This is a genomic window from Nocardioides sp., from assembly GCF_035576065.1.
In the GTDB taxonomy this organism is placed as follows: domain Bacteria; phylum Actinomycetota; class Actinomycetes; order Propionibacteriales; family Nocardioidaceae; genus Nocardioides.
In genome coordinates, this window is record NZ_DATLWX010000024.1 from 63,541 (window position 1) to 87,381 (window position 23,841).

Consider the following 23,841-nt stretch of genomic DNA (forward strand, 5'->3'; position numbering starts at 1 on the left):
CGAAGCATACGGGGACGGCCCCAGCGGCGTCGAACCGGCGGCCTACCATGCCTCGCATGGGTCACCGGGACGTGCGCGAGCTGCCCAAGGCCCATCTCCACCTGCATTTCACCGGGTCGATGCGACACGAGACGCTGCTCGAGCTCGCCGGACGAGACGGGATCGCCCTGCCCGACAGCCTCGTGGCCGACTGGCCCCCGCAGCTCTCCGCGGCCGACGAGAAGGGCTGGTTCAGGTTCCAGCGCCTCTATGACGTCGCCCGTTCGGTGTTGCGGACCCCCGATGACGTACGCCGACTGGTGCTCGAGGCCGCGGAGGACGACGTGGCGGACGGTGGCCGCTGGCTCGAGATCCAGGTCGACCCCAGCGGCTACGCGGCTCGCTTCGGAGGCATCACCGCCTTCACCGAGCTCGTCCTCGACGCCGTGCGGGACGCGGCCGGGCGCACCGGGCTGGGCATCGCCGTCGTGATCGCGGCCAACCGCACCAGGCATCCGCTTGACGCCCGCACCCTGGCCAGGCTGGCCGGTCAGTACGCCGGACGTGGGGTGGTGGGCTTCGGGCTGTCCAACGACGAGCGTCGCGGACGGACGAGTGACTTCGCAGGTGCCTTCGCGATCGCCGAACGCGCAGGCCTGCTGCTCGCGCCCCACGGGGGCGAGCTGCGCGGACCCGAGCACGTCCGTGTGTGCCTCGACGAGCTGCACGCCGACCGTCTCGGGCACGGGGTGCGCGTCGCGGAGGACCCGGCACTGCTCTCGCGCATCGTTGAAGCCGGCGTGGCCCTGGAGGTGTGCCCGGTCTCCAACGTGGCCTTGGGCGTCTACTCCGACCTCACGTCGGTGCCCCTCCCCCAGCTGATCGAGGCCGGCGCGACCATCGCCCTCGGCTCCGACGACCCCCTGCTCTTCGGCTCCCGGCTGGCCGGCCAGTACGCCACGATGCGCGCGGCGCACGATCTGGACGACGCGACCTTGGCGCACCTGGCGCGCGGCTCGTTCGCCGCGTCCCGGGCTCCGACCGAGGTGGTCGCGGCGGCAAATGCAGCCATCGACGACTGGCTGGCACGAGTTCCTGAGATACTGCGCCCGTGACACCACCTGACGAGCCGCCGAGCAACCCCTACGACCCCAACTGGCCCAAGCCGGAGCAGCCCCAGGGCCAGCCCCAGGACCAGTCCCAGGGCCAGCCCCAGGACCAGCCCCCGACGGGCGCGACGCCCTACGGGCAGACGCCCTACGGGCAGCAGCCGCCGGAGCAGCCGTACGGCCAGCCCCCGGCCGGCCAGGCGCCGTACCAGCCCTACGGCCAGGAGCAGCCCTACGGCCAGGAGCAGCCGTACGGCCAGACCCAGCCCTACGGCCAGACGCAGCCCTACGGCCAGGCGCCCTTCGGCGCGCCGTCGTACGGCGGCGCCATCGCCCCTCCGCACCCGTCGGCGACCACCTCCATGGTCCTGGGCATTTGCTCCCTCGCCGGCATGTTCTTCTGTGTGCTCCCGATCCTGCTGGCGCCGTTCGCCTGGTTCATGGGCGGCAAGGCGGTCAAGGAGATCGACGCCCAGCCGGGACGTTATTCCGGTCGCGAGCAGGCACAGGCCGGTCGGATCATGGGCATGATCGGCACCGCCCTGCTCGTCCTGGGCCTGATCGGCATCTTCCTCCTCATCGTGAGCCTCGGCATGGCCGCCGACACGGCCTACGACAGCAACCCGACGTACTGAGCGCCCGGGTGACGCCAGAGCCGCCCAGCACTCCCGACGACGCCGACCGGCCCGCGCCGTACGCGCCCTACGCGCCCTACGGACGGCCCCAGCCCTTCGAGGAGGTCGATCGGGTGCCGGTCGGGCCCGTGATCTCTGGTGGCGCGCCGTCGTACGGCACCGGGCCTTCGGTCGTGATGCACCCGTCGGCGACCACTGCCATGGTGCTGGGCGTCGTGTCCTTGGGCGGCATCTTCCTGTGTGGCCTCCCGCTCCTGCTGTCACCCCTGGCCTGGCTCCTGGGTCAGCGCACCCTCAAACAGATCGACGCCGACCCGCTTCGCTTCTCCGGCCGTGAACGGGCCTACACCGGGCGCACCATGGGCATGACAGGGACGGTGCTCCTGCTCCTGGGCATCGTCTTCATCGTCGGAGCCGACTCGGGCTCCGACGACGGTGACGATGACGGCACCGGCAGCACGTCGTACCGCTACGACTTCTAGTCAGAGCTCACAACCCACGAGCACCGGCTCGTTGACGAGGCGTACGCCGAAGGCCTGCTCCACCCCGTCGCGGACCTCTCGCGCCAGGGCGAGCAGGTCCTCGGTGCTGGCCTCGCCCCGGTTGGTCAGCGCCAGCGTGTGCTTGGTCGACAGGCTCGCGCGCCCGCCTCGCAGGTCGAGGCCGTAGCCCTTGCTGAAGCCGGCCCGCTCGATCAGCCAGGCCGCGCTCGACTTCACCGTGCCGTCGACCTGGGGCCACCTCGGGGCGTCGGTCGGCAGGGCCGCCGCCTGCTCCGGGGTGAGGTGCGGGTTGGTGAAGAACGAGCCCGCGCTCCAGGTGTCGTGGTCGCCCGCATCGAGGACCATGCCCTTGCTGGCTCGCAGCCCCAGGACAGCCGTGCGCACCTCGGTGATCGGCGCGCGCTGGGAGGTCTCGACGCCGAGGGTGCGGGCGAGCTCGGCGTAGTCGATCGGCGCGCCCATCGTTCCGGTGCGGAGCTGGAAGTCGACAGTGAGCACGACGTGGCGCGCGGGGTCGGCCTTGAACCGCGAGTGCCGGTAGCCGAAGCCGCAGTCGGCCGCGGCGAACGTGCGGGGACCCCGTAGGGTCCGGTCCCACACCCGGACCGAGGCAATGGTCTGCGAGACGTCCTGGCCGTAGGCACCGACGTTCTGGATCGGAGTGGCGCCGACGCTCCCGGGGATCCCCGACAACGCCTCGACGCCGACCCAGCCCCGGTCGGCCGCAGTGGCCACGAGGTCGTCCCAGCCCTCACCGGCCGCCACTCGGACCATGACCCCGCCGCAGGCGGCCGCACTGTCATCGGTGTCCGGGGTGACACCGGAGGTCGCCACCTCGACGACCACCCCGTCGAAGCCCTCGTCGGCGACCACGAGGTTGGAGCCGCCGCCGAGCACCAGCACCGGGGTGCCGCTCGCGTCGGCGGACGAGACCGCCTCGATGAGCTCGGCCTCGGTGGTGGCGCGCACCCACTGCCGGGCCGGTCCCCCCAGCCGCAGGGTCGTGTGGTCGGAGAGCAGCCTGCGCGATGACCCGGACGATGGCTCAGGCACGCACGACAGCCTTGGGCATCCCCAGCACCTTGGTGCCCTCGCACGTCACCTCGAGGGCGATGGTGACCAGGCCGTCCTCCACCTTCTTGACCGTGCCCGAGACGCACACCTCGACCGAGCCGTCCGCGGGGACGACGACCGGGTTGGTGAACTTGCAGCCGATCTCGACCACCTCGGCCCCGTCGGTCCACGTCGACACCGCGCGGCCGGCCAGCCCCATCGTGAGCATGCCGTGGGCGATCACACCGGGCAGACCCACGCTGCGGGCGACGTCCTCGTCCTGATGGATCGGGTTGGGGTCCCCGGCCGCCTCCGCGTAGGCGACGAGGTCCGCGCGCGTCAGCTCGTAGGTGATCGGATCGAACGCGTCGCCCGGGGTCATGACTCGCCTCCCGTGTGGACCAGGGTGGCCTTCGCCGTACAGACCAAGGACCCGTCGGCGTCGTGGATGGCGCTGGTGGTGCCGATGATGTCGGCACCACCGATCTGGCGCAGGCTGGCAACGCTCAGCGTGGCGCTCAGGGTGTCGCCGACGCGGATGGGGCGCTCGTAGGTGAACCGCTGCTCGCCGTGGATGATCCGGAACAGGTCGAGCTGCTCGGCCGTCAGGAAGGCCTGCATCGCATCGAAGGCGAGGACGATCGGGAAGGTCGGCGGGACCTCTCCCTCGGCGGGCGCCCCCAGGGCGCGAGCGAACGAGGCGACCTTGTCCTCGGTCACCTCCAGCACGGCGGTCGGGGCGAACTCTCGCCCCACGAGCGATTCATCGACTGGCATGGGACTCAACCTACTGGCCGCCCGCTCAGGGTTGGTATGGCGGCGCGACGCCCCATCCCCAGCGCGGAACCGGCGCCTGCTCAACCACCTCTGCGCCCTCCTGGGAGTTGTGCAGCGCCAGCCGCGTGCCCCACTCGACGTAGCCCATGAGGGCCGCACGGAACTCCGGGTCAGCTGGCAGGTCGGCGTCGGCGGCGGCCAGGCTCATCAGGGTGACAAACCGGAGCCGCTGGTCGGCGGTGATGCCAAGGCCGCGGTGGTGAGCGAGCATCCGCTGGTAGCCGCCGTGCCGCTCGGTGTAGTCGGCCGCGCCGCCGAACACCTCGATCCACCACGTGGTGACGTGGTCGCGGTGCTCCTCGTGCACGCCGCCCGGGAACAGGGCTGAGAGCAGGTCGTCGGTCTCGACCCGGTCGTAGAAGGCGTCGATCAGCCGACGGAACGCGGCTGGGCCGCCTGCCCAGTCGATGAGGGTCGGTGCGTCATCCATGGATCACATGATGGCGCACAAAAGCCGTCGACCCGCCAGATGTCTGGCGGGTCGACGGCGTGGATCAGATCAGCGGGTCTCGCGGTGCGCGACGTGCTTGCGGCAACGCGGGCAGAACTTCGACAGCTCGATGCGGTCGGGGTCGTTGCGGCGGTTCTTCTTGGTGATGTAGTTCCGCTCCTTGCAATCGACGCACGCGAGCGTGATCTTGGGGCGAACGTCAGAGCTCTTGCTGGCCACGGGAAAGTCCTTTGTAGGTTTGAATCGATCGAGGCTGTTCGGTAGCGGGGGCGGGACTCGAACCCGCGACACCACGATTATGAGCCGTGTGCTCTAACCACCTGAGCTACCCCGCCGCCAGGCAGGCGCTTCGCCAGACTAGACGATGCTCCGACCCAGAGCCCCTTTACGGAATCGAACCGTAGACCTTCTCCTTACCATGGAGACGCTCTGCCGACTGAGCTAAAGGGGCAACGACGGAGAAGAATACACAGGCCCGAGCGGGAACAGAAATCGCGTCACCGCGCCTGCGTCACGCCTGGATCTGGTCCTGGATGCGCGGCCAAGGAGCGGCCTCCTCCAGCTCCAGGGCGAGCTCCATCAGGCGTGCTTCGCGCCCTTCTCCCGAGCCGAACATCATCCCTTGCGGCAGGCCGGTCGAGGTGGTCGCCAAGGGCAGCGAGATCGCGGGTTCGCCGGTCGCGTTCTGCAGCGGGGTGAAGGCGACCCAGTCCATCAGCCGGTCCATCACCTGCTCGTAGTCGGCTGTCGGGTCGAGGTGGCCCACGGTAGGGGTGGCAGTGGCCACGGTAGGGGTCAGGGTCACGTCGTAGGTGGCGTGGTGCTTGGCCGCAAGGCGCCTGCTGGCCCCGAGGCCGGCGATGGCGAGCGGGAGCTTGTGGAGGTTGCGCTGGCAGTGGCGGGCCAGCCCCAGGGTCAGGCTGTCGAGCTGGGCCGGGTCCCACGTCGGGCCGTGCTGCCGCCTGCCGGTCCTCACGATGAACATCGCCATCATCGACCAGTAGAGGACGAACTGGTCGGCGAAGCGCCCCGGCACGGGCGGCTCGATCTCCTCGACCCGGTGGCCGAGCGACTCCAGCAGGGCCGCGGTCTCCAAGGTCAGCTCGCGCACCTCGGGCGAGGCGTCGCGGCCGATCCCAGTGGTGACCACCGCGATCCGGAGCCGGGAGCGCCCGGGACGGCTGATGTCACCGATCGGCGCCAGCCGGGGGTTGCGGAACACCTTCTCGGCCTCGCGGTAGAACGCCGCCGTGTCGCGGACGCTGCGGGTCAGGACGCCGTCGGAGACGATCCGGACGGGCATGTCCCGCATCAGCTTGTCCTGCGCCAGGCGGTCGCGGGTCGGCTTGAGGCCCACGAGGCCGTTGACGCTCGCCGGGATCCGGATCGAGCCGCCGCCGTCGTTGGCGTGGGCGATCGGCACGACCCCGGCGGCGACGAACGCGGCCGACCCGGCCGACGAGGCGCCGGCGTAGTGGTCGGTGTGCCACGGCGTCCGGACCGGCCCCAGGCGCGGGTGGTCGACCGCCGCGCTGAAGCCGAACTCCGAGAGCCGGGTCTTGCCGAGCGGGAGGAGCCCGGTGGCGAGATACATCCGGGCGAAGTCGCCGTCGCGCTTGGCCCGGGCAGCCACGAAGGCGTCACTGCCGTGCTGCGTCGGCATCCCAGCCACGTCGACATTGTCCTTGAGGAACGTCGGCACCCCGGCGAAGAACCCGGGGCGCGGCGCCTTCGCCTCGACCCGCGCCCGGCCGTATGCCTCGTACGCCAGCGCGCCCAGGTGTTCATCGACTGACTGGGCTCGTGCGATCGCCGCCTCGATGACCTCCGGGATCGAGAGACCCTGTCGATAGGCCTCCACGAGGCCGACCGCGTCGAGATCCTGCAGGACGTCGTCGGCGAAGGCGTGCACGCGGGTCATGGCGGCGAACCTAACGGGTTCCCCGTGCTCGGCAATAGCCAATCTTCACCCGAACCTCGGGCTCCACGAGGACGGTCGGCCTTCGACGTACTCATGATCTCGGGCATGTATGCCGCGCTGTTCGCCGGCTCCGCCTGGCTGTTCAGTCGCGCCGGTGAGTCCTCCCACCAGCCTCGAGGCACCTCAGCCTGACCACACGCCGCTGGCGCCGCGTCGATGGCACCCCACGAGGTGGTCGTCGATGATCCCGATCGCCTCCATCAGGGCATACATCGTCGTTGGACCGACGTGGGCGAAGCCGATCCTCTTGAGCTCCTTCGACAAGGCGATGCTCTCGGGGCTGGTGGTGGCCTGCTCCGCAGTGTCGTGCGGCGCGGGCGTCGTGTCGGGACGGAACGACCAGAGGAGGGCCGCCAGTCCGCCACGGTCGCGGAGGGCGACGGTGGCCCGGGCGTTGGCCACGGCGGCGTCGATCTTGCGGCGGTTGCGCACGATGCGGGGTTCGGCCATGAGTCGCTCGACGTCGCCCTCGCCGTACGCAGCGACGACGTCTGCGTCGAAGCCGGCGAAGACCTCGCGGAAGGCCTCGCGCTTGTTGAGGATCGTCAGCCAGGACAAGCCCGACTGGAAGGCCTCCAGGGTCAGCCGCTCGAGGTGAGCGGCCTCGCCCTCGACCGGCATCCCCCACTCGCTGTCGTGATAGGCGAGGTTGACCGGGTCACCGGCCCCCCAGGGGCAGCGCGCGACACCGTCGTCACCGAGAGCAGGTCCACCCACGTCCCCATCCCTCCTGACGAGCGAAGCAGATCCGGCGGGTGCTGTCATGCTCGCGCCCCGTCCTGCTCACGCGCGGCGTCGTAGGCGAGCTGGGCCGTCGAGACGTCAGGCATGTGGGACTCGGCCCAGTCCTTGATGTGCTGGATGGGGCCGAGCAACGAGCGACCGAGCGCCGAGAGCTCGTAGTCGACCCGCACCGGGACCGTCGGGGTGACCTGGCGGGTGACCAGCCCGTCTCGTTCGAGCGTCCGTAGGGTCTGGGTGAGCATCTTCTGGCTGACGCCAGCGAGGTGCCGGGACAACGCGGAGAACCGCATGGGCCCGTCCGCGAGGGCGCAGACGACCAGCGTGACCCACTTGTCGGAGATCCGGTCGAGCAGCTTGCGGCTCGGACACGCGGCCAGATAGGCGTCGAACACCTCGCGTTCGGCCTGCCGGCGCTGGGCTGCGGTCATCGTCATGGCTGCTCCTTCGTCCCGAGGGCAGGCACCTCCACGTGCCTACCCGACTTCACAGTGCCTACTTCCCAACAGAGACTAACTCCCCGACAGTGATCTTGTCACCCACCACACGAACAAAGGACACACCATGAAGTCACTCGTCGCCCGCCAGCACGCTGCGGAGCCCACCCTGATTGTCAGTCCGGATCTCCAACGCCCGCTCGCCGCCGGCGAGGTCTTGATCGACGTCCTTGCCTCGGCCGTGAACCCCATCGACCTCTTTGTCGCCAGCGGCACCGCGCACCCTGTTTTCGGACTCCCCGAGCAGGTCGGGCTCGGCTGGGACGTCGTTGGCCGAGTGAAGTCCGTCGCCGCCGGCGTCGACTCGTTCACCCCGGGCGACCTGGTCGCTGGGCTGCATGATGACCTCGCGGCGCCGAGCGGAGCCCACGCAGACCAGGTGGTTCTGCCTGCGACCGCGCTGGCGCTGGTCCCTGCCGGTCTCACCCCGGTAGGGGCCGCCACCGTCCCCCTCAACACGCTCACCGCCGACCAGGCGCTCCGCCCCCTGGGCGAGCCCGCCGGCCGTACGCTCCTGGTCACCGGCGCGGCCGGCGCGGTCGGCGGGTATGCCGTCGCCCTGGCCGCCTCAGCAGGCTGGGAGGTCACCGGCCTGGCCCGCGCAGCGGACGAGGAATGGGTCCGCGGAGCGGGGGCGACGCACTTCGTCACCTCGCTCGAGCCTGCGGCGTACGACGTGGTGTTCGACACCGCCGTCCTCGGCTCGGTCGCAGTGGCTGCCACCCGTGACGGGGGCGACTACGTCGGAGTGATGCCGCCCGCCGTGCCCGACTCCGAGCGGGGCGTGCGGACGGGCGCCGTGAGCGTGCAGGCCGACGGATCACGGCTCTCGGAGCTGTTGGCCCGCTCTGTCTCCGGCGAGCTCGAGATCAGGGTCGCCGGGACCGGGTCGCTCGAGGAGGCGGCCGCGGTCTACGCCAAGGTCGGCGGTGGAGGCCAGCGGGGTCGCTGGGTTCTCGAAGTCTGAGCGCGCAGAGCGGTGCGCGACTAGGTCGAGCCGGGCAGGGATGTTGCCTCGCTCAGCACTACCCCCGGGTCGCGGACGTCCTGGTCGCGTCCACCGTTCTTGGCGAGGTAGAGCGCGTTGTCGGCGCGAGCCATGGCGGCCTCGTGGGACTCGCCCTCGAGGCGGACGGCGATGCCGGACGAGAAGGTCACCAAGGGGTTGAGGTCGGCCCAGGCCTGGCGCACGTTCTGCAAGTGCCTCTCGATCACGAAGTCGTCGGCCTGGGGAAGGATCGTCGCGAACTCCTCGCCGCCGTAGCGGGCGACGACCTGGTTGAGCCGGACGGCGCTCCGCAGCACGCCGGCGAAGGCGACCAGGACCTGGTCGCCCATGGCGTGCCCGAGCGTGTCGTTGACGCGCTTGAAGTGGTCGAGGTCCATGAGCACGAAGACGTCGCCCGGCGTGGAGGCCTCCAGCGCCTCCTTCAGGACGGTCCGGTTGCCCAGCCCGGTCAACGCGTCGGTGCGCGAGGACGTCACCAGCTCCTCGGTCCGACGGATGCGGTCGAGCACGTGGCCGGCCTCGCCCGCAAGGACGTCGAGCGACCGGGCGGCGAAGCGGTCCGAACCCTGCACACGGCGATGCTGCTCGACCACGATGGCGCCTCGGGGACCCGCCGGACCGGGGATGGCCACGACCAGCTGGAGCGACGAGGACGACTGGCCGACCGCGAGCGATGCCAGGACCGCCTGCGCCCGCGCCAGCACGGACCCTGTCTCGACCTCGGGAGCGGGCGTTGCGCCGCGACGCGAGACGACGGCGGTCGGCTCGGTGTCGAAGAGCAACAGCACTTCGACGTCCTCCACGTCGAGCAGGTCGGCGGTGGCCACGGCGACGACGTCGGCCACCTGCTGCCGGTCGTTGGCGGCGCCGAGCAGCGTCGCCGCCTCGGCGAGGGCGCGCATCGCCTGGTAGCCCCGTGCCTCGGTGCGGCGCTGCATCGCCAGGACGCCGCCACAGACCGAGGCCAGGATCGCGGTCATGATCACGAACGGCACGACCTCGGCGGACTGGGCGCCCGTCAGCGAGAGCGCCAGCCCGACCATGCAGACGACGAAGGTCCACCATGAGTAGACCGGTGGGAACACGAGGCCGAGGTAGATGAAGACCAGCGGCAGGAACAACGCGTAGAAGTCCAGCGTGCCATCCACGAAGCCGCCCCCGCCGAAGACGACCGGCAGCGTGGCGACGACAGGTGTCAGCAGGGTCCACCGCGGCAGCCGCTCCCACGGCAGCCAGGGCACGACCAGGCCGAGGGCCAGACAGCCGACGGACAGCAGGAAGGCGAGCAGGTGGTCGATGCGCGCCGGCAGCACCGGCAGCAGGCCCATGCCCGTCCCGGCTCCCAGCACCAGGAGCAGGCCGCCCGCGCGTCCGTGCCGCGTGCGCTCGTCCTCCTGGGGGGTGCCGTGGAGGTGGCGTGTCTGCACGGCGCGCGCGCTGCGCGACAGCCAGGACTCGTCCACCATGCTTCGAAGATACGCTTGCCGCAGCCCGACCGAGGCCGTTTCGACCCGCCACGTCACTCCCGAGGAGCACCCGTGATCGAGCTGAGTCAGGGCCAGGATTTCGCGGTGGTCGGGCCGGAGGGTCAGCCCCTGACCCGGGTGCAGATGGGTGTCGGCTGGGAGCACGTCCCCACCGCCGGTTTCGCCGGCAGCGGCGCCGCCCCTGTCGACCTCGACGCCTCGGCGGTCCAGTTCGCCGGTGGCACGCTCTTCGACCTGGCCTTCTTCAACAACCTGGCCACCCGCGACGGCTCCGTGGTCCACCTCGGTGACAACACCACCGGCCAGGGCGAGGGCGACGACGAGACGATCAGCGTCGACCTGACGACGGTCTACGCCAGGGTGGACACGATCCTCTTCCTCGTCAGCAGCTATCAGGGCCACTCGCTCGAATACGTCCGCAACGCCTACTGCCGCCTCAGCGACGACCACGGCGCCGAGCTGGCCCGGATCACCATCACACTGGGCGTCCGGGAGACCGGACTGGTCATGGCGAAGCTCGTCCGCGACGGCGGGGGCTGGAAGCTGCGGGCGATCGGGTCCGGCATCGCCCTCAAGACGCCGACCGAGTCGATCGAGTCGCTGCTGCCGTACGTCTGAGTCAGGCGCGATATTCGGGGTTCTCGTAGTCGAACCGCGCGCCCGCATCCCACTGCGCCCGCGAGTTGCCGTGGGCTGGGAACCCGCCGGCGGACCTGAGGAGGGCGGCGAGCTGCATGAGGTTCCAGGTCATGAACGTCGTGTTGCGGTTGGTGAAGTCGTTCTCCGGGCCGCCGCTGCCCTCGTCGAGGTAGGACGGCCCCGGACCGGCCTCACCGATCCAGCCGGCGTCGGCATTCGGCGCGATGGTGTAGCCGAGGTGCTGCAGAGAGTAGAGAAGGTTCATCGCGCAGTGCTTGATGCCGTCCTCGTTCCCGGTGAGCAGGCATCCGGCGACCCGGCCGTAGTAGGCGTACTGCCCCTTGTCGTTGAGCTCGCCCGACATCGCATAGAGCCGCTCGACGACACGCCTCATCACCGAGGAGTTGTCCCCGAGCCAGATCGGGCCTGCCAGCACGAGGACGTCGGCGTCCCGCACCCGCGGCCACATGGCTGGCCACTCGTCGGTGTCCCAGCCGTGGTCGGTCATGTCGGGATAGACACCGGTGGCCAGGTCGTGGTCCACGGCCCGGATCTGGTCGACCTCGACACCGTGCTTGGTCATGATCGCCGCGCTGGCATCGATCAGCCCCTGCGTGTTGCTCGGCTCGGGGCTCCTCTTGAGGGTCGCGTTGATGAAGAGGGCCTTGAGGCCGGAGAAGTCGGGGTCGGTCACCTCTTCACTCAACACGGCGAACGGTCGGTGCGCCACCCCCTCGTCAGCTCAGGTGGTGCGGGTGGTCGGTGCGCGAGGAACCGGGCCCCTGGTCCGGAGAGCCGGTCGACGATCCGGGCTGCGCCGGAGGACGCTCCAGCCGCACGACGATGGACTTGTAGACAGGCTGGTTGCTCTTCTCCGCGGTCGACTCGAGCGGCACGAGGGCGTTGGCCTCCGGGTAGTAGGCCGCCACACAGCCGCGCGGCTGGTCGTAGGGCAGGACGCGGAAGGACCGCGCGATGCGCTCGACGCCGTCGCGCCACTCGCTGACCAGGTCGACGACGTCCCCGTCGACCAGACCGAGGTCACCCAGGTCGTCGGGATGGACGAAGACGACCCGGCGCCCGCCCTTGACCCCGCGGTAGCGGTCGTCGAGGCCGTAGATGGTGGTGTTGAACTGGTCGTGCGAGCGCATGGTCTGCAGCAGGAAGCGGCCGGGTGGCACGTCGAGGACCTCGAGCGGGGTGGAGGTGATGACGGCCCTGCCACTCGCGGTCTCGAAGACCCGGTTGTCGCGGGGCGGATGGGGCAGCACGAAGCCGCCCGGTTGGTCGACCTTGTCGTCGTACGACGCACAACCGGGCACGACCCGGGCGATGCGCCGGCGGATCTCGGTGTAGTCGTCGCGCAACGTCGCCCAAGGCACGGGCGAGTCAGCACCGAGGGTGGCGAGCGCCAGGGAGCAGACGATGTCGACCTCGGAACGCAGGTGCTCCGAGGCAGGGTCCAAAGGACCTTGGGAGGCATGCACCGCCGACATGGAGTCCTCCACGGTCACGCGCTGGACGCGGCCGCCGGTGCGGTCCTTCTCGCTGCGCCCGAGGACGGGGAGGATGAGCGCCTCTCCGCCGTGGACGACGTGCGAGCGGTTGAGCTTGGTGGAGACGTGGACGGTGAGGGCGGCGTTGCGCATCGCCGCCTCGGTGGCCGCCGTGTCGGGTGCCGCACCGACGAAGTTGCCGCCCATGCCCATGAAGACGCGCGCCTTGCCGTCGCGCAGAGCCCCGATGGCGCCCACCGTGTCGTAGCCGTGCTCCCGGGGCGGCTCGAAGCCGAACTCGTCGCGGAGCGCGTCGAGGAAGTGCTCGGGAACCCGTTCCCAGATGCCCATCGTCCGGTCGCCCTGCACGTTGGAGTGTCCGCGCACCGGGCACAACCCGGCACCCGGCTTGCCGATGTCGCCGCGCAGGAGTGCGACGTTGACGATCTCCTTGATCGTGGCCACGGCGTTGTGGTGCTGGGTGATGCCCATGGCCCAACAGGTGACGGTCGCCGGGGACTCGGCGAACATCCGGGCCGCCTCGGTGACCTGTTCGCGGGTGAGCCCCGTGGACGCCTCGACCTTGCTCCAGTCCAGCTCCGCGACGTGCTCGGCGTAGTCGCTGAAGCCGGTCGTGAACTCGGCGAGGAAGTCGCGGTCGACCGCGTCCCACTCGACCAGGAGCGCACCGATCGCCTGGAAGAGCGCGAGGTCACCGTTGAGCCGGACGGGCAGGTGCAGGTCGGCCAGGGCGGTGCCGACGGTCAGGCCCTTGGCGTGCTGGGGGTTCTTGAAGCGGACCAGCCCCGCCTCCTTGAGCGGGTTGATCGCGATGATGCGAGCTCCGTTGGACTTCGCCTCCTCGAGCGCGGACAGCATCCGGGGGTGGTTGGTGCCGGGGTTCTGCCCGACGACCACGATCAGCTTGGCCTGGTGGATGTCCTCGAGGCTGACCGAGCCCTTGCCGATACCGATCGTCTCGTTCAGGGCCGCGCCCGACGACTCGTGGCACATGTTGGAGCAGTCAGGCAGGTTGTTGGTGCCGAAGGCCCGGACGAAGAGCTGGTAGACGAACGCGGCCTCGTTGGAGGTCTTGCCCGAGGTGTAGAAGATCGCCTGGTCGGGGCTCTCGAGTCGATGGAGGTGACCGGCCATCGTGACGAAGGCGTCGTCCCAGGAGATCGGCTCGTAGTGCGAGGCCCCCGGACGCAGCACCATCGGCTCGACGATCCGGCCCTGCTTGCCCAACCAGAACTCGGTGCGCTCGCTGAGGTCGGAGATCGAGTGGGTGGCGAAGAAGTCACGGTCCAGCAGCTGCTGCGTGGCCTCCTCGGCGACTGCCTTGACCCCGTTCTCGCAGAACTCGGCCGTGTGCCGGTGCCCCGGCGCCGGGTCGGGCCAGGCACAGCCCTGGCAGTCGAAGCCGTCGACCTGGTTGAGCCGGAGCAGCGAGGACGCAGTACGGCGTACGCCCATCTGGCCGATGGCCCGCCGCATCGCCACCGTGACCGCCGTGAGCCCGGCCGATGTGTGCGCCGTCGATTCGACCTCCACCTGGCTCTCGTCGATGTCGTGCTGCGGCACCTGCCGAGCCCCGTTGCGGAGTCGGGCAGGTGCATCCCGCAGGTGGGAGAGAAGAGTCACTCCCTCATCCTGCCTCGGGGAGCCAGCACACGACAGGGGCCGAAGGGGTTTGCCGGAATAGTCGGTCGCGAAGGCCGGTTGGGCCCCACGTGCCCACTCTCTTCGAGCCCCTGTCCCTCGGTGCGGTGACGACGCCCAACCGCGTCTTCATGGCCCCGCTGACCCGCATGCGGGCGACCGTGCCCGGCGATGTCCCCAACGAGCTGATGCGGGACTACTACGCCCAGCGCGCCAGCGCCGGGTTGGTCATCTCCGAGGGCACCCAGATCAGTCCCGAGGGCAAGGGCTACATGGACACCCCCGGGATCTACAGCGACGAGCAGGTCGAGGGCTGGCGCACGATCACCGACGCGGTCCACGCCGGCGGCGGCCTCATCGCCGCGCAGTTGTGGCATGTCGGGCGGGTCTCCCACGAGTCCTTCCACGCCTCCCCCGACGGCGAGGGCCTCCCGGTGTCGGCCAGCGCTTCGCCGTACCGCAACCGCACGACGATCCGGGGCGAGGACGGTCGGCCGACCCGCGCCAACTGCCCCACCCCGCGCGCCCTCGAGCTCGACGAGATGCCCCGCCTGCTCGAGGACTACCGTCGCGCCACCGTCAACGCTCGCGAAGCAGGCTTCGACCTCGTGGAGATCCACGGCGCCCACGGCTACCTGCTCCACCAGTTCCTCTCGCCGGACAGCAACCAGCGCGACGACGTCTATGGCGGCTCGCTCGAGAACCGCGCGCGGCTGATGCTCGAGGTCACCGACGCCGTCGCCGGTGCGTGGTCGTCCGACCGCGTCGGGATCCGCATCTCGCCGATCGGCTCCTTCAACGGCACCGAGGACCCGGACGGCACCGAGTCAGGGCTGTACGTCGCCCGCGAGCTCGCCGGGCGCAACCTCGCCTTCCTCCACCTCTCCGAGCCCGACTGGGCCGGCGGACCGCAGCTCGACGACGGCTTCCGGCGCGAGCTCAGGGCCGCCTTCGCAGGCCCGATCATCGGAGCCGGCAACTATGACGCCGAGAAGGCGCAGCGGCTGCTCGATGCCGGGTTGATCGACGCGGCGGCGTTCGGGCGCGCGTTCATCGCCAACCCTGACCTGCCCCGCCGCCTCGAGGACGACCTGCAGCTCAACGCACCCGACCCGGACACGTTCTACGGTGGCGACGAGGCCGGCTACACGGACTATCCGGCGTACGCCTGATCCTGCAGCGGCGCCTTCGTGGCTGAGCAGTGCCAGGCCCAGCACAGAGATCCCAGGGCAGCGACCACGAGGGCAGCGATCGCCAGCCCCAGGGTCGTGACGGCGACGAAGGGGGTCACGGCCACCGCCGCGACGGCGTTGAACGCGAGCGCCAGGAAGGACGCGCACGACATCACCGCACCACGACGCGTCGGCACCAGGTCCAGGGTCATCAGCTGGATCGACGGGTAGGCCAGGCCGTTGCCGAGCCCGAGCAGGCTCGGGCCGATGATCGCCCACGGCAGGTCGGTCGCGAGCGGGGACGCGGCGATGGCGACGCCGATGACGGCGCCGATGAGGGTGAGGCTGTAGCCGATCGAGACGAGGGTGCGCTGCGTGATCAGGCCGGCGGCGCGGCCGCTGATCAGGGAGCCCAGCATCATGGCCCCGATCATGGGGACGAAGAGCTTCCAGAAGTCGAGCTCGCCGAGGCCGAGCAGGTCCACGACGAAGATCGCGGCCCCGCCGATGTAGAGGAACTGGGCGCCGAAGCCCAGAGCACCGGCCCACGCCAGGCGGTGGAAGGCTGGCAGGCGAGCGACCTCGGTGAGTCCGCGCACGATCTCGCTCACGCGGAGCGGCACGCGGGCCGAGACCGGGTGCGTCTCGGGCAGCACGATCGCGGTGGCAGCGATGAGGACGACGCCCAGCAGGATCTGGAAGGCGAAGACCAGCTCCCACGGTCCGACCTGCAACAGTCCGCCGCCGACGACCGGGGCGATGGCGGGGGCGACACCGAAGATCAGTGCCACCCGGCTCATCAGCCGCTGCGCCTGCTCGCCCTCGAACATGTCGCGGATGACGGTCCTGCTCACGATCGTGGCACCGCCGGCACTCAGTCCCTGCACGACCCGGCCGAGCAGCAGCACCTCGAAGGTGGGCGCGAATGTGCAGACAGCCGAGCCGAGGGCGAACACTCCGACCGACCACAGCATGACGGGGCGCCGACCCAGCGAGTCCGACAGCGGCCCGTGGAAGATGCTCATCGCCGCGAAGGCCAGCATGTAGACGGTGACGATCAGCTGCAGCTCCCCGGTGCTGATGGCGAACTCGTCCCGGATGTGCGGGAACGCCGGGAACGGCGTGTCGATGCTGAAGGGGCCGATCATCGAGAGCATCGCCAGCACGAGGGGGATGAAGACGACGAAACGCGGTGGAGCTGCCTCGTCGACTCGTCCCGCTCCGGTCATCTCGCCATCAGACCACCCGCGGTCACGTGGGCGTGAAACGCGGGGAGCCGTCTAGCTCGAGGGCCCGGCGCTCTCGGCCCTGCGGCGGCTCCGCATGGTCCGCATCGAGACCTGGGAGCCACAGCCGGTGCTGCAGTACTTTCCCGAGCCGTTGCGGGTGCGGTCGACGAAGCCGAAGTGGCACGGCGGGTTCTGACAGGCCTTGAGTCGCGACCAGACATCCGACGATGCGAGCTCGGCCACTGCAGCAAGGACAGTCCCCAGGACTCCGGGCACGCCCGGCTGCTCGGAGACCAGGGTCAGCTCGTCCGCCGTGACGACGGCAACCAGCGGGTGACGCGACGCCGCTCGACGCAGGAAGTGCTCGGCCGCGTCGAGCTCGGCCCGACCGTCGTCATCGGGGTCACTGTGCGCGAGCAGGACCGTCACCAGCGCCTCCCGCAGCTCACGCGCGCTCGCCGCGTCCGCAGCGGTGGCCGCCAGTCCTGGCCCGGTCAGCTCGGCGTCCTGCGCCCATGTCACGAACGCGTTGCCGTCCGCGAGCCGCTCGACCCGGCCGCTTCCGTCACTGCGTGTGTTCACGAAGCCCAGGACGAGCGCGGCTGGTCCCAGCACAGGCGGTCCGAGTGCCGTGGTGAACGTCATGGATGCATGCTACCCCGCTTTACCCACCACATGAGACGTGTCTTTCACTTGCAGGTTACGAGCAAACGCGTTACGGTCACAACATGACCAACACGCAGGCATCCTCGTCCACCCCATCAACCACCGACGCCCCCGTCTGGTTCATCACCGGCACGTCCTCCGGGATCGGCCGCGAGCTCGCTCTGCTGGCCCTGCGACAAGGCGACCGCGTTGCGGCGCTGAGCCGGACCGGCGGGTCGTCACGCGAGCTCGTCGACGAGTTCGGGCCACAGGTCCTGGTGCTCGACGTCGACGTGCGTGACGCGGGAGCCGTGCAACGTGCGGTCGATCTCACTGTTGCGGCGTACGGACGCATCGACGTCGTCGCGAACAACGCCGGCTACGGCCTGTTCGGGTCCGTGGAGGAGGTGACCGACGAGCAGGCCAGGGCGATCTTCGACACCAACGTCTTCGGCGTCCTCAACGTCCTGCGAGCCACCCTGCCCATCCTGCGGAGCCAGGGCTCCGGACATGTCCTGCAGGGCTCGTCGGTCTACGGTCAGGCGGCACACCCCGGCGTGGGACTCCTGTCCGCAACCAAGCACGCCGTCGAAGGGCTCTCCGACGCCCTCGCCGCCGAGCTGGCGCCGCTCGGCATCTCCGTCACGCTCGTCGAACCCGGCTTCACTGCGACTGCCTTCCTGGCCAACCTGGACGTCGCCGCTCCGATCAGCGACTACGACCAGACCGTGCGCGTCGCACAGCAAGCCATCGCCAGCGCCCCGGCGTCGGCGTTCTCCAACCCTGCCGACGTCGCCGCGCTCGTGCTCGGCCTCGTCGGCTCAGGTGCCCCTCCGGTGCGATTCGCGGTCGGCACCGGTGCAGTCGAGACCATCGGTCAGGCACTGTCCGACCGGCTGGCCCAGCTGCACGGCACCGGCACGACAGCCGCAGCCTGAGCCGGGGGGGGCCTCGCACCGATAACGCTTCGCGTGATGTCGGTGCGAGGACCTAGGCTTTCAGCAAATGCAGGACTTCCCACCACGGATCGCGACGTTCTTCACGGGGACGGACGACGCCCCCACCTCCGACCCTGACACCCGCTCTCCCGCGGCGTTCCTGCGATGGATGATGCGCCAGCAGTGGCAGGTCATCGTGCTGTCGTCCCTCGCCTGCCTGCTCTGGCTGATGCCCATGACGTTCGGCCCCTACATCTTCGGACGGGCGGTCGACGAGGGGATCCTCGACGGCTCCACGCCCGACCTGCTGATGTGGTCGGGCATCATGCTCGCCGTGGTGCTGGTCGGCGGCACCTTCGGCGTCGTGTTCCACACCCTGATCGTGCGCAGCTGGCTGATCAGCCTCTACGGCACGACCCAGATGGTGACCCGCAAGATCGCCCAGATGGGGCACGTGCTGCCGCGTCGCTCCCCCACCGGCGAGATCCTGAGCGTCTCGTCCAGCGACTCCGACGAGTTCGGAGCCCTCACCGAGATCTTGGCGCGCTCGGCGGCCCAGCTCGTCTCCTACCTCACCGTCGCCGCGATCGTGCTGTCGATGTCGTGGCAGCTCGGCGTGCTCGTGCTCGTGGCGGCTCCGGTACTGTTGGGCGCCGCGCTCCCGCTGCTCCGCCCACTGCACCGTCGTCAGCAGGTCGAGCGCAGTCGCAGCTCCGAGCTGACCTCGATGGCCACCGACATCGTCGCCGGGCTGCGCATCCTTCGCGGGATCGGTGGCGAGGAGACCTTCGGTCGCAACTACGCCCTCCAGTCCCAGCAGGCTCGGCTGGCCGGGGTCTCCTCCGGTGTGTGGCAGGCGGCCGTCGAGGCGATCGGCGTCCTCTTCTCCGGTGTCTTCATGGTCAGCCTCGTCTGGCTCGGCACCCGGCAGGTCAACTCGGGCGAGCTGAGTGTCGGCGAGCTGGTGGCATTCCTGGGCTACGGCCTCTTCATGGTCGGACCCATCCGCACCTTCTTCGAGCTCGCCCAGAAGACGACCCGGGCGCTGGTGAGCGCCCGCAAGGCGATCGCGATCTTCGAGCAGCGTCCACCGTGGCGTGAGCCGAGCGACCCCCAGGCCCTCGACGGCAACGCCGAGATCCACGACGACCTCAGCGGCTTCACCGCCCGGCCCGGCCAGCTCACCGTCGTGGTGAGCGCAGTGCCGGAGCAGAGCGCCGCCCTGGCCGACCGGCTGGGTCGCTACCTGCCCCCCGACACCGACCCCGTGGGCGAGGATGACGGCGACGGCCTCAAGGGTCGTGCCGCCCGCCGGGCCCGTGCCGACCGGGAGCGCCGCCGCGCCCGCATCGCTGCGCGTGACGAAGAGGTGGCGACCCGCGAGTGGGGCGTGCGCCTCGGTGGCATCGACCTGTCGGCGGCTCGCCTCGACGACGTACGCCGACAGGTGCTGGTCAGCGACACCGGCAGCGGGCTGTTCGCCGGCACCCTCCAGGATGCCATCGACCCCCACGGCCGGCTGACTCGCGACGAGGCCGAGGCGGCGCTGCGCGTGGCCAACGCCGAGGACGTCTACGACGCGCTCCCGGAGGGGTGGCAGGGGCAGCTGGACGAACGCGGGCGCGGGCTCTCGGGCGGCCAGCGACAGCGCGTGGTGCTCGCACGGGCGCTGGCCGCCGACGCACCGATCCTGGTGCTCGTCGAGCCCACGTCCGCCGTCGACGCCCACACCGAGGCCCGCATCGCCGAGCGGGTGACCGCACTGCGGCACGGCCGCACGACGGTGGTCTGCACGGTCTCTCCGCTGTGGCTGCACCACGCCGACCGCGTGGTGCTGCTGAAGGACGGCCAGGTCGTCGCCGACGGCGAGCACGCCACCCTGCTCGCCAACGACCCCGTCTACCGAGACGTCGTCGTCCGGTCGCTGGACGACGTGGACGAGGCGGTGCTGCGATGACGGACCTGCTCGCCACGTCGCCGGACACCTGGCGTGATCGCGACCTCGACCCACCCGTGATCCCCCCCGAGCTGCTGCCGCCCGACAGGGCCTCGTGGAGGGAGCGCAACGCCGCCTTCTGGCAGCGCCACGACCTGCGTCGTCAACGCGCAGAAGACGTCTATGCCGCGTCCCGCAACCCCGAGCGCGGCTGGCCGGTGTCCGGCAACCGTGCCGTCTTCGCCTTCTTCCGCGACCTGCTGGTCAGCCGACGCCGCATGTTCACGGCCCTGGTCGTGCTCAACGCCCTGGCTGCTGCCACCGGGCTGGTCGTGCCGCGGCTGCTCGGCGAGCTGGTCAACACCACCGTGGAGGGCGGAGGCGGGCTGCCTCTCGACACGCTTGCGCTGGTCATCATCGGCGTGGTGCTGGCCCAGGCGGCGTTGACCTTCGTGGCTCAGCGCACCTCGACATACTTCGGCCAGGACCTCCTCTCGACGGCGCGCGAATACATCGTCCGCACGATCCTGCGGCTTCCTCTCGGAGCGGTCGAGGGCGCCAGCACCGGCGACCTGGTCACCCGCGTCACCCGCGACGTCGGCACGATGAGCCGTTCGGTCCAGTACGGCCTGCCCATGGCGATCATCTCGCTGCTGACGGTCGTGCTCTCGGTCGGCGCGATGCTCCTCAACTCCGTCATCCTGGCGGTGCCTGCCCTGCTCACCTTCGCCACGTCGGCCTGGGCCGTGCGCGGCTACCTCCGGCGTGCGCCGAAGGCCTACATCACCGAGGGCGCCACCTACTCACGCATCAACACCACGCTCACCGAGACCGTGGAGGGTGCCCGCACCCTGGAGGCGCTGGGACTGTCCCGCGTGCGCGTGCGCGCCGGCAACGACGACATCGAGGTCTCGGCGCAGGCCGAGCGCTACACGATGTCGCTGCGCAACATCTTGTTCGTCGCGCTCAACTTCGCCTTCGGCACACCGCGCGTGGTCACCCTCCTCGTCGGCGCCTACGCCTACCACCGCGGCTGGGTCGACCTCGGTCAGATCACCGCAGCCGTCCTGTACGTCGAAGCGCTGTCCGATCCCCTCGACCGGCTGATCAGCGAGGTCGACCGGCTCCAGGTCGGTGCCGCGTCGACGAGCCGCCTCCTCGGCATCGCCGAGGTGAAGCCGGACCGGACGCCCGGAGACCGTCTGCCCGAGGGGGTCGAGCTGGTCGCCGAGGACCTCAGGTTCGCCTACCGGCCCGGTCACGACGTGCTCCACGGAGTCGACCTCCGGCTGGCCGAGGGCGAGCGGCTGGCGATCGTCGGACCGAGCGGGTCGGGCAAGTCCACCCTGGGCCGCCTGCTCTCGGGCATCAACCGGCCCCGGACCGGCTCGGCGACGATCGGCGGCGTGGACCTGGTCGACCTGCCGCTCGAGGTCCTCCGCACCGAGGTGGCGCTGGTGACCCAGGAACACCACGTCTTCATCGGCTCGGTCCGCGACAACATCGTGCTGGCGCGTGAGGACTCCGACGACGACGCCGTCCGCCAGGCGCTGAGCGCGGTCGGCTCGCTGCTGTGGGTCGAGCGCCTGCCCCAGGGGCTCGACACGGTCATCGGCTCCGGCCGCTACGCCCTCGCCCCCGCGCAGGCCCAGCAGGTGGCGCTGGCGAGGCTGATCATCGCTGATCCCCACACGCTGGTCCTCGACGAGGCGACCTCGCTCATCGACCCCCGTACCGCCCGCACGCTCGAGGGGTCGATGAACAACCTGCTCGCGGGTCGCACCGTCGTCGCGATCGCCCACCGGCTGCACACCGCCCACGACGCCGACCGCATCGCCGTCGTCATCGAGGGCCGCATCGTCGAGCTCGGCAACCACGACGAGCTGGTCGAGCTCGACGGCGAATACGCCGCCCTCTGGCGAGCCTGGACCAGCTAAGCGTCGCCCGTCCTAGCCCGCCTCGCCTGATCCGCGTCAGCGGATCCGGCCAAGGTGGAGGAGTGCCAGCATCAGCGCCGCGACGGACTCGGCGTCGGTGATCTCGCCCCGCCCGACCATGGCGAGGACGTCCGCGACGGGCACCCGGCGAACGGCCGAGATGCCCTCCTCCGCCTGCTCGGCCCGGTCCTCGCTGACGCGGGTGACGCCTCGCGCGAGGAAGAAGTGCTCGGGCGCCTCGCAGATCCCGTTCAGCGCCTGCAGCGCGCCGAGCGGAAGCCACTCCGCAGCCTCATGACCGGTCTCTTCGAGCAGCTCGCGACGGGCGGCCGCAAGCGGGTCCTCGCCGTCGGTGCCGCCGGCCGGCACCTCCAGCGAGGGTCCGACGGTGTGGCGGTCGACCTGCACGAGCAGGACCTCGTCGTCGTCGGTGAGGGCGACGACGAACACGGCGGGGTGGCGCACGCTCATCACGCCGTAGATGCCCTGGCCCCCGCCGGGTCGCTCGACGGTGTCCTCGCGAACCCGCATCCACGGGTTCTCGTAGACAACCCTGCTCGACACGACCGGCCACGCCATGCGGGTGACCCTAGGCCACCACTCAGTCGGTGCTGTGGACCGCCGGCCCGCCGGCCCCGGTGTCCCCGACAGCGGGTCCGCGCCCCGCCCAGGTCCACGCGTAGGCGGGGTCCTCCACGGCGAGCCCGCCCTCACCGAGGTCGAGCGGCGCGAAGGTGTCGACCATGACGGCCGACTCGTCGAAGTAGTCCGCGCCGAGCGACGCCTCGATGGCGGCCGGCTGAGGCCCGTGGGCGAAGCCGCCCGGGTGCAGGGAGATCGAGCCGAGGTTGATCCCCGATCCCTTGCGTGCCTCGTAGTCGCCGCCGACGTAGAACATCACCTCGTCGCTGTCGACGTTGGAGTGGTAGTACGGCACCGGGATGGCGAGCTCGTGGTAGTCCACCTTGCGCGGCAGGAAGTTGCAGATCACGAAGTTCCAGCCCTCGAAGACCTGGTGCACCGGCGGCGGTTGGTGGATCTTGCCGGTGATCGGCATGTAGTCGTCGATGTTGAACGTGTAGGGGTAGAGGCAACCGTCCCAGCCGACCACGTCGAAGGGGTGCGTCGCGTAGGTCATCCGGGTGCCGACGATCCCAGCACTCGTGCGGTGCTTGACCAGCACGTCGACGTCGACCCCATCGGCCAGCAGCGGCTCGCCGGGGCCGTGCAGGTCGCGCTCGGAGTAGGGCGCGTGCTCGAGGAGCTGCCCGAAGCGCGAGAGGTAGCGCTTGGGCGGGTGGATGTGGCTGTTCGCCTCGATCGCGAACAGCTGAGAGGCCTCACTCGGCACCCACCGGTGAGTGGTCGCACGCGGGATCACGACGTAGTCGCCGGCGCGGTAGGGCACCACGCCGAAGACCGACTCGACGGTGCCGGCTCCCGACTCGACGTACACGCACTCGTCGCCGATGGCATTGCGGTAGAGCGGGCTCGGCCCCATCGACGCCGGGCCCGTCACGACGTACCCGATGCGGACGTCGTTGTTGCCCAGCACCAATCGACGTCCCTCGACGGGACAGGGATCCGTCGTCAGGTCGTGGAGCTTCAGGTGCCGCGCCTTGAGCGGGTGGTTGGGCGTACGGCTCTGGTCCGGCAGCTCCCAGACCTGGCTGTCCACCAGCGCCGACGGCACCCCGCGGTGGTAGAGCAGCGCGGAGTCGGACGAGAAGCCCTCCTCCCCCATCAGCTCCTCGTAGTAGAGGCGCCCCTCGGGGTCGCGGTGCTGGATGTGCCTCTTGGGCGGGACTGCCCCGACACTGCGGTAGTAGGCCATCAGCCATCCCTCCGGTCGTCCGATAATCGGACTAACTCGTCCGTTATGCGCGTTCTGACTAGAGTAGCCCC

24 protein-coding genes and 2 tRNA genes are annotated in these 23,841 nt (G+C 70.3%); 9 read left to right on the forward strand and 17 right to left on the reverse strand.

All coding sequences use genetic code 11. The features are described 5' to 3' along the window. The first annotated feature begins 56 nt into the window (after positions 1-56). Genes VNJ48_RS12125 through VNJ48_RS12135 form a run of 3 tightly spaced genes read left to right on the forward strand, consistent with a single transcriptional unit; the run spans position 57 to position 2,205 of the window. Positions 57-1,094, forward strand: a complete 1,038-nt coding sequence (locus VNJ48_RS12125) for an adenosine deaminase (protein ID WP_325602414.1) — start codon at positions 57-59, stop codon at positions 1,092-1,094. Beyond that, a complete protein-coding gene (locus VNJ48_RS12130; RefSeq protein WP_325602416.1) occupies positions 1,091-1,723 on the forward strand; it encodes a DUF4190 domain-containing protein in 633 nt (210 codons plus the stop codon). The genes VNJ48_RS12125 and VNJ48_RS12130 overlap by 4 nt, the downstream gene beginning before the upstream one ends. Before the next feature lie 8 nt (positions 1,724-1,731). After that, the gene (locus VNJ48_RS12135) at positions 1,732-2,205 is read left to right on the forward strand and encodes a hypothetical protein (protein WP_325602418.1); all 474 of its coding nucleotides are present in this window, start codon (positions 1,732-1,734) and stop codon (positions 2,203-2,205) included. Here VNJ48_RS12135 and VNJ48_RS12140 read toward each other — a convergent pair whose 3' ends face one another. The 10 genes from VNJ48_RS12140 to VNJ48_RS12185 all read right to left on the reverse strand — a co-directional run bounded on the left by VNJ48_RS12140 (position 2,206) and on the right by VNJ48_RS12185 (position 7,726). Further along, positions 2,206-3,279, reverse strand: coding sequence for a UDP-N-acetylmuramate dehydrogenase (locus tag VNJ48_RS12140; protein WP_325602420.1), 1,074 nt, complete (start codon positions 3,277-3,279; stop codon positions 2,206-2,208). It lies immediately after the preceding gene. After that, entirely contained in the window at positions 3,272-3,661 is a 390-nt protein-coding gene (locus tag VNJ48_RS12145; protein WP_325602422.1) for a MaoC/PaaZ C-terminal domain-containing protein, read from the reverse strand. Before VNJ48_RS12145 ends, VNJ48_RS12140 begins: the two co-directional genes overlap by 8 nt. Beyond that, a complete protein-coding gene (locus tag VNJ48_RS12150; protein WP_325602424.1) occupies positions 3,658-4,056 on the reverse strand; it encodes an FAS1-like dehydratase domain-containing protein in 399 nt (132 codons plus the stop codon). The genes VNJ48_RS12145 and VNJ48_RS12150 overlap by 4 nt, the downstream gene beginning before the upstream one ends. Positions 4,057-4,081: 25 nt before the next feature. Continuing rightward, on the reverse strand, positions 4,082-4,546 hold the full coding sequence (locus VNJ48_RS12155; protein WP_325602426.1) for a group II truncated hemoglobin: 465 nt from the start codon (positions 4,544-4,546) through the stop codon (positions 4,082-4,084). Positions 4,547-4,615: 69 nt separating this feature from the next. Continuing rightward, positions 4,616-4,786, reverse strand: a complete 171-nt coding sequence (gene rpmG / locus VNJ48_RS12160; protein ID WP_325602428.1) for a 50S ribosomal protein L33 — start codon at positions 4,784-4,786, stop codon at positions 4,616-4,618. A 42-nt stretch (positions 4,787-4,828) separates the two neighbouring features. Further along, positions 4,829-4,902 (reverse strand) — tRNA-Met (locus VNJ48_RS12165). A 43-nt stretch (positions 4,903-4,945) separates the two neighbouring features. After that, positions 4,946-5,018 (reverse strand) — tRNA-Thr (locus VNJ48_RS12170). Positions 5,019-5,078: 60 nt separating this feature from the next. Continuing rightward, positions 5,079-6,488 (reverse strand): amidase, encoded by a 1,410-nt coding sequence (locus tag VNJ48_RS12175; protein WP_325602430.1) that lies wholly within the window; start codon positions 6,486-6,488, stop codon positions 5,079-5,081. Between the two features lie 183 nt (positions 6,489-6,671). Then, complete coding sequence (locus VNJ48_RS12180; RefSeq protein ID WP_325602431.1) at positions 6,672-7,265, reverse strand: DNA-3-methyladenine glycosylase I; 594 nt, start codon at positions 7,263-7,265, stop codon at positions 6,672-6,674. A gap of 44 nt (positions 7,266-7,309) precedes the next feature. Continuing rightward, positions 7,310-7,726 carry a helix-turn-helix domain-containing protein gene (locus VNJ48_RS12185; RefSeq protein ID WP_325602433.1) on the reverse strand — a complete coding sequence of 139 codons (417 nt, stop codon included), beginning with the start codon at positions 7,724-7,726 and terminating at the stop codon, positions 7,310-7,312. 127 nt (positions 7,727-7,853) lie between these two features. On the opposite strand from VNJ48_RS12185, the gene VNJ48_RS12190 reads away from it, so the two are divergent. Next, positions 7,854-8,753: an alcohol dehydrogenase catalytic domain-containing protein gene (locus VNJ48_RS12190; protein WP_325602435.1), complete on the forward strand. Its 900-nt coding sequence runs from the start codon at positions 7,854-7,856 to the stop codon at positions 8,751-8,753. Positions 8,754-8,773: 20 nt separating this feature from the next. Here the strand turns inward: VNJ48_RS12190 and VNJ48_RS12195 are convergent, their stop codons facing one another. Then, positions 8,774-10,261, reverse strand: coding sequence for a GGDEF domain-containing protein (locus VNJ48_RS12195; RefSeq protein WP_325602437.1), 1,488 nt, complete (start codon positions 10,259-10,261; stop codon positions 8,774-8,776). A gap of 72 nt (positions 10,262-10,333) precedes the next feature. On the opposite strand from VNJ48_RS12195, the gene VNJ48_RS12200 reads away from it, so the two are divergent. Continuing rightward, positions 10,334-10,900 (forward strand): TerD family protein, encoded by a 567-nt coding sequence (locus tag VNJ48_RS12200; protein ID WP_325602438.1) that lies wholly within the window; start codon positions 10,334-10,336, stop codon positions 10,898-10,900. A gap of 1 nt (position 10,901) precedes the next feature. On the opposite strand, the gene VNJ48_RS12205 is transcribed toward VNJ48_RS12200, so the two are convergent. Further along, positions 10,902-11,615 (reverse strand): flavodoxin family protein, encoded by a 714-nt coding sequence (locus tag VNJ48_RS12205; protein WP_325602440.1) that lies wholly within the window; start codon positions 11,613-11,615, stop codon positions 10,902-10,904. Between the two features lie 43 nt (positions 11,616-11,658). Next, positions 11,659-14,061, reverse strand: a complete 2,403-nt coding sequence (locus VNJ48_RS12210) for an FdhF/YdeP family oxidoreductase (protein WP_325602442.1) — start codon at positions 14,059-14,061, stop codon at positions 11,659-11,661. An 89-nt stretch (positions 14,062-14,150) separates the two neighbouring features. Between VNJ48_RS12210 and nemA the strand changes: the two genes are divergently transcribed. Then, positions 14,151-15,251 (forward strand): N-ethylmaleimide reductase, encoded by a 1,101-nt coding sequence (gene nemA, locus VNJ48_RS12215; protein WP_325602444.1) that lies wholly within the window; start codon positions 14,151-14,153, stop codon positions 15,249-15,251. Here nemA and VNJ48_RS12220 read toward each other — a convergent pair. Continuing rightward, a complete protein-coding gene (locus tag VNJ48_RS12220; RefSeq protein WP_325602446.1) occupies positions 15,233-16,480 on the reverse strand; it encodes a multidrug effflux MFS transporter in 1,248 nt (415 codons plus the stop codon). The genes nemA and VNJ48_RS12220 overlap by 19 nt on opposite strands. 51 nt (positions 16,481-16,531) lie before the next feature. Further along, positions 16,532-17,125 (reverse strand): CGNR zinc finger domain-containing protein, encoded by a 594-nt coding sequence (locus VNJ48_RS12225; RefSeq protein ID WP_325602448.1) that lies wholly within the window; start codon positions 17,123-17,125, stop codon positions 16,532-16,534. 83 nt (positions 17,126-17,208) lie between these two features. On the opposite strand from VNJ48_RS12225, the gene VNJ48_RS12230 reads away from it, so the two are divergent. The 3 genes from VNJ48_RS12230 to VNJ48_RS12240 all read left to right on the forward strand — a co-directional run bounded on the left by VNJ48_RS12230 (position 17,209) and on the right by VNJ48_RS12240 (position 21,936). Further along, complete coding sequence (locus tag VNJ48_RS12230) at positions 17,209-18,063, forward strand: SDR family NAD(P)-dependent oxidoreductase (RefSeq protein ID WP_325602451.1); 855 nt, start codon at positions 17,209-17,211, stop codon at positions 18,061-18,063. 67 nt (positions 18,064-18,130) lie between these two features. Continuing rightward, positions 18,131-20,020: an ABC transporter ATP-binding protein gene (locus VNJ48_RS12235; protein ID WP_325602452.1), complete on the forward strand. Its 1,890-nt coding sequence runs from the start codon at positions 18,131-18,133 to the stop codon at positions 20,018-20,020. After that, positions 20,017-21,936, forward strand: coding sequence for an ABC transporter ATP-binding protein (locus VNJ48_RS12240; RefSeq protein WP_325602454.1), 1,920 nt, complete (start codon positions 20,017-20,019; stop codon positions 21,934-21,936). The genes VNJ48_RS12235 and VNJ48_RS12240 overlap by 4 nt, the downstream gene beginning before the upstream one ends. A 36-nt stretch (positions 21,937-21,972) precedes the next feature. Here the strand turns inward: VNJ48_RS12240 and VNJ48_RS12245 are convergent, their stop codons facing one another. Both VNJ48_RS12245 and VNJ48_RS12250 read right to left on the reverse strand, forming a co-directional pair. Further along, a complete protein-coding gene (locus tag VNJ48_RS12245; protein WP_325602456.1) occupies positions 21,973-22,515 on the reverse strand; it encodes an NUDIX hydrolase in 543 nt (180 codons plus the stop codon). 22 nt (positions 22,516-22,537) lie between these two features. Beyond that, a complete protein-coding gene (locus VNJ48_RS12250) occupies positions 22,538-23,770 on the reverse strand; it encodes a homogentisate 1,2-dioxygenase (protein ID WP_325602458.1) in 1,233 nt (410 codons plus the stop codon). Between the last annotated feature and the right edge of the window lie 71 nt (positions 23,771-23,841).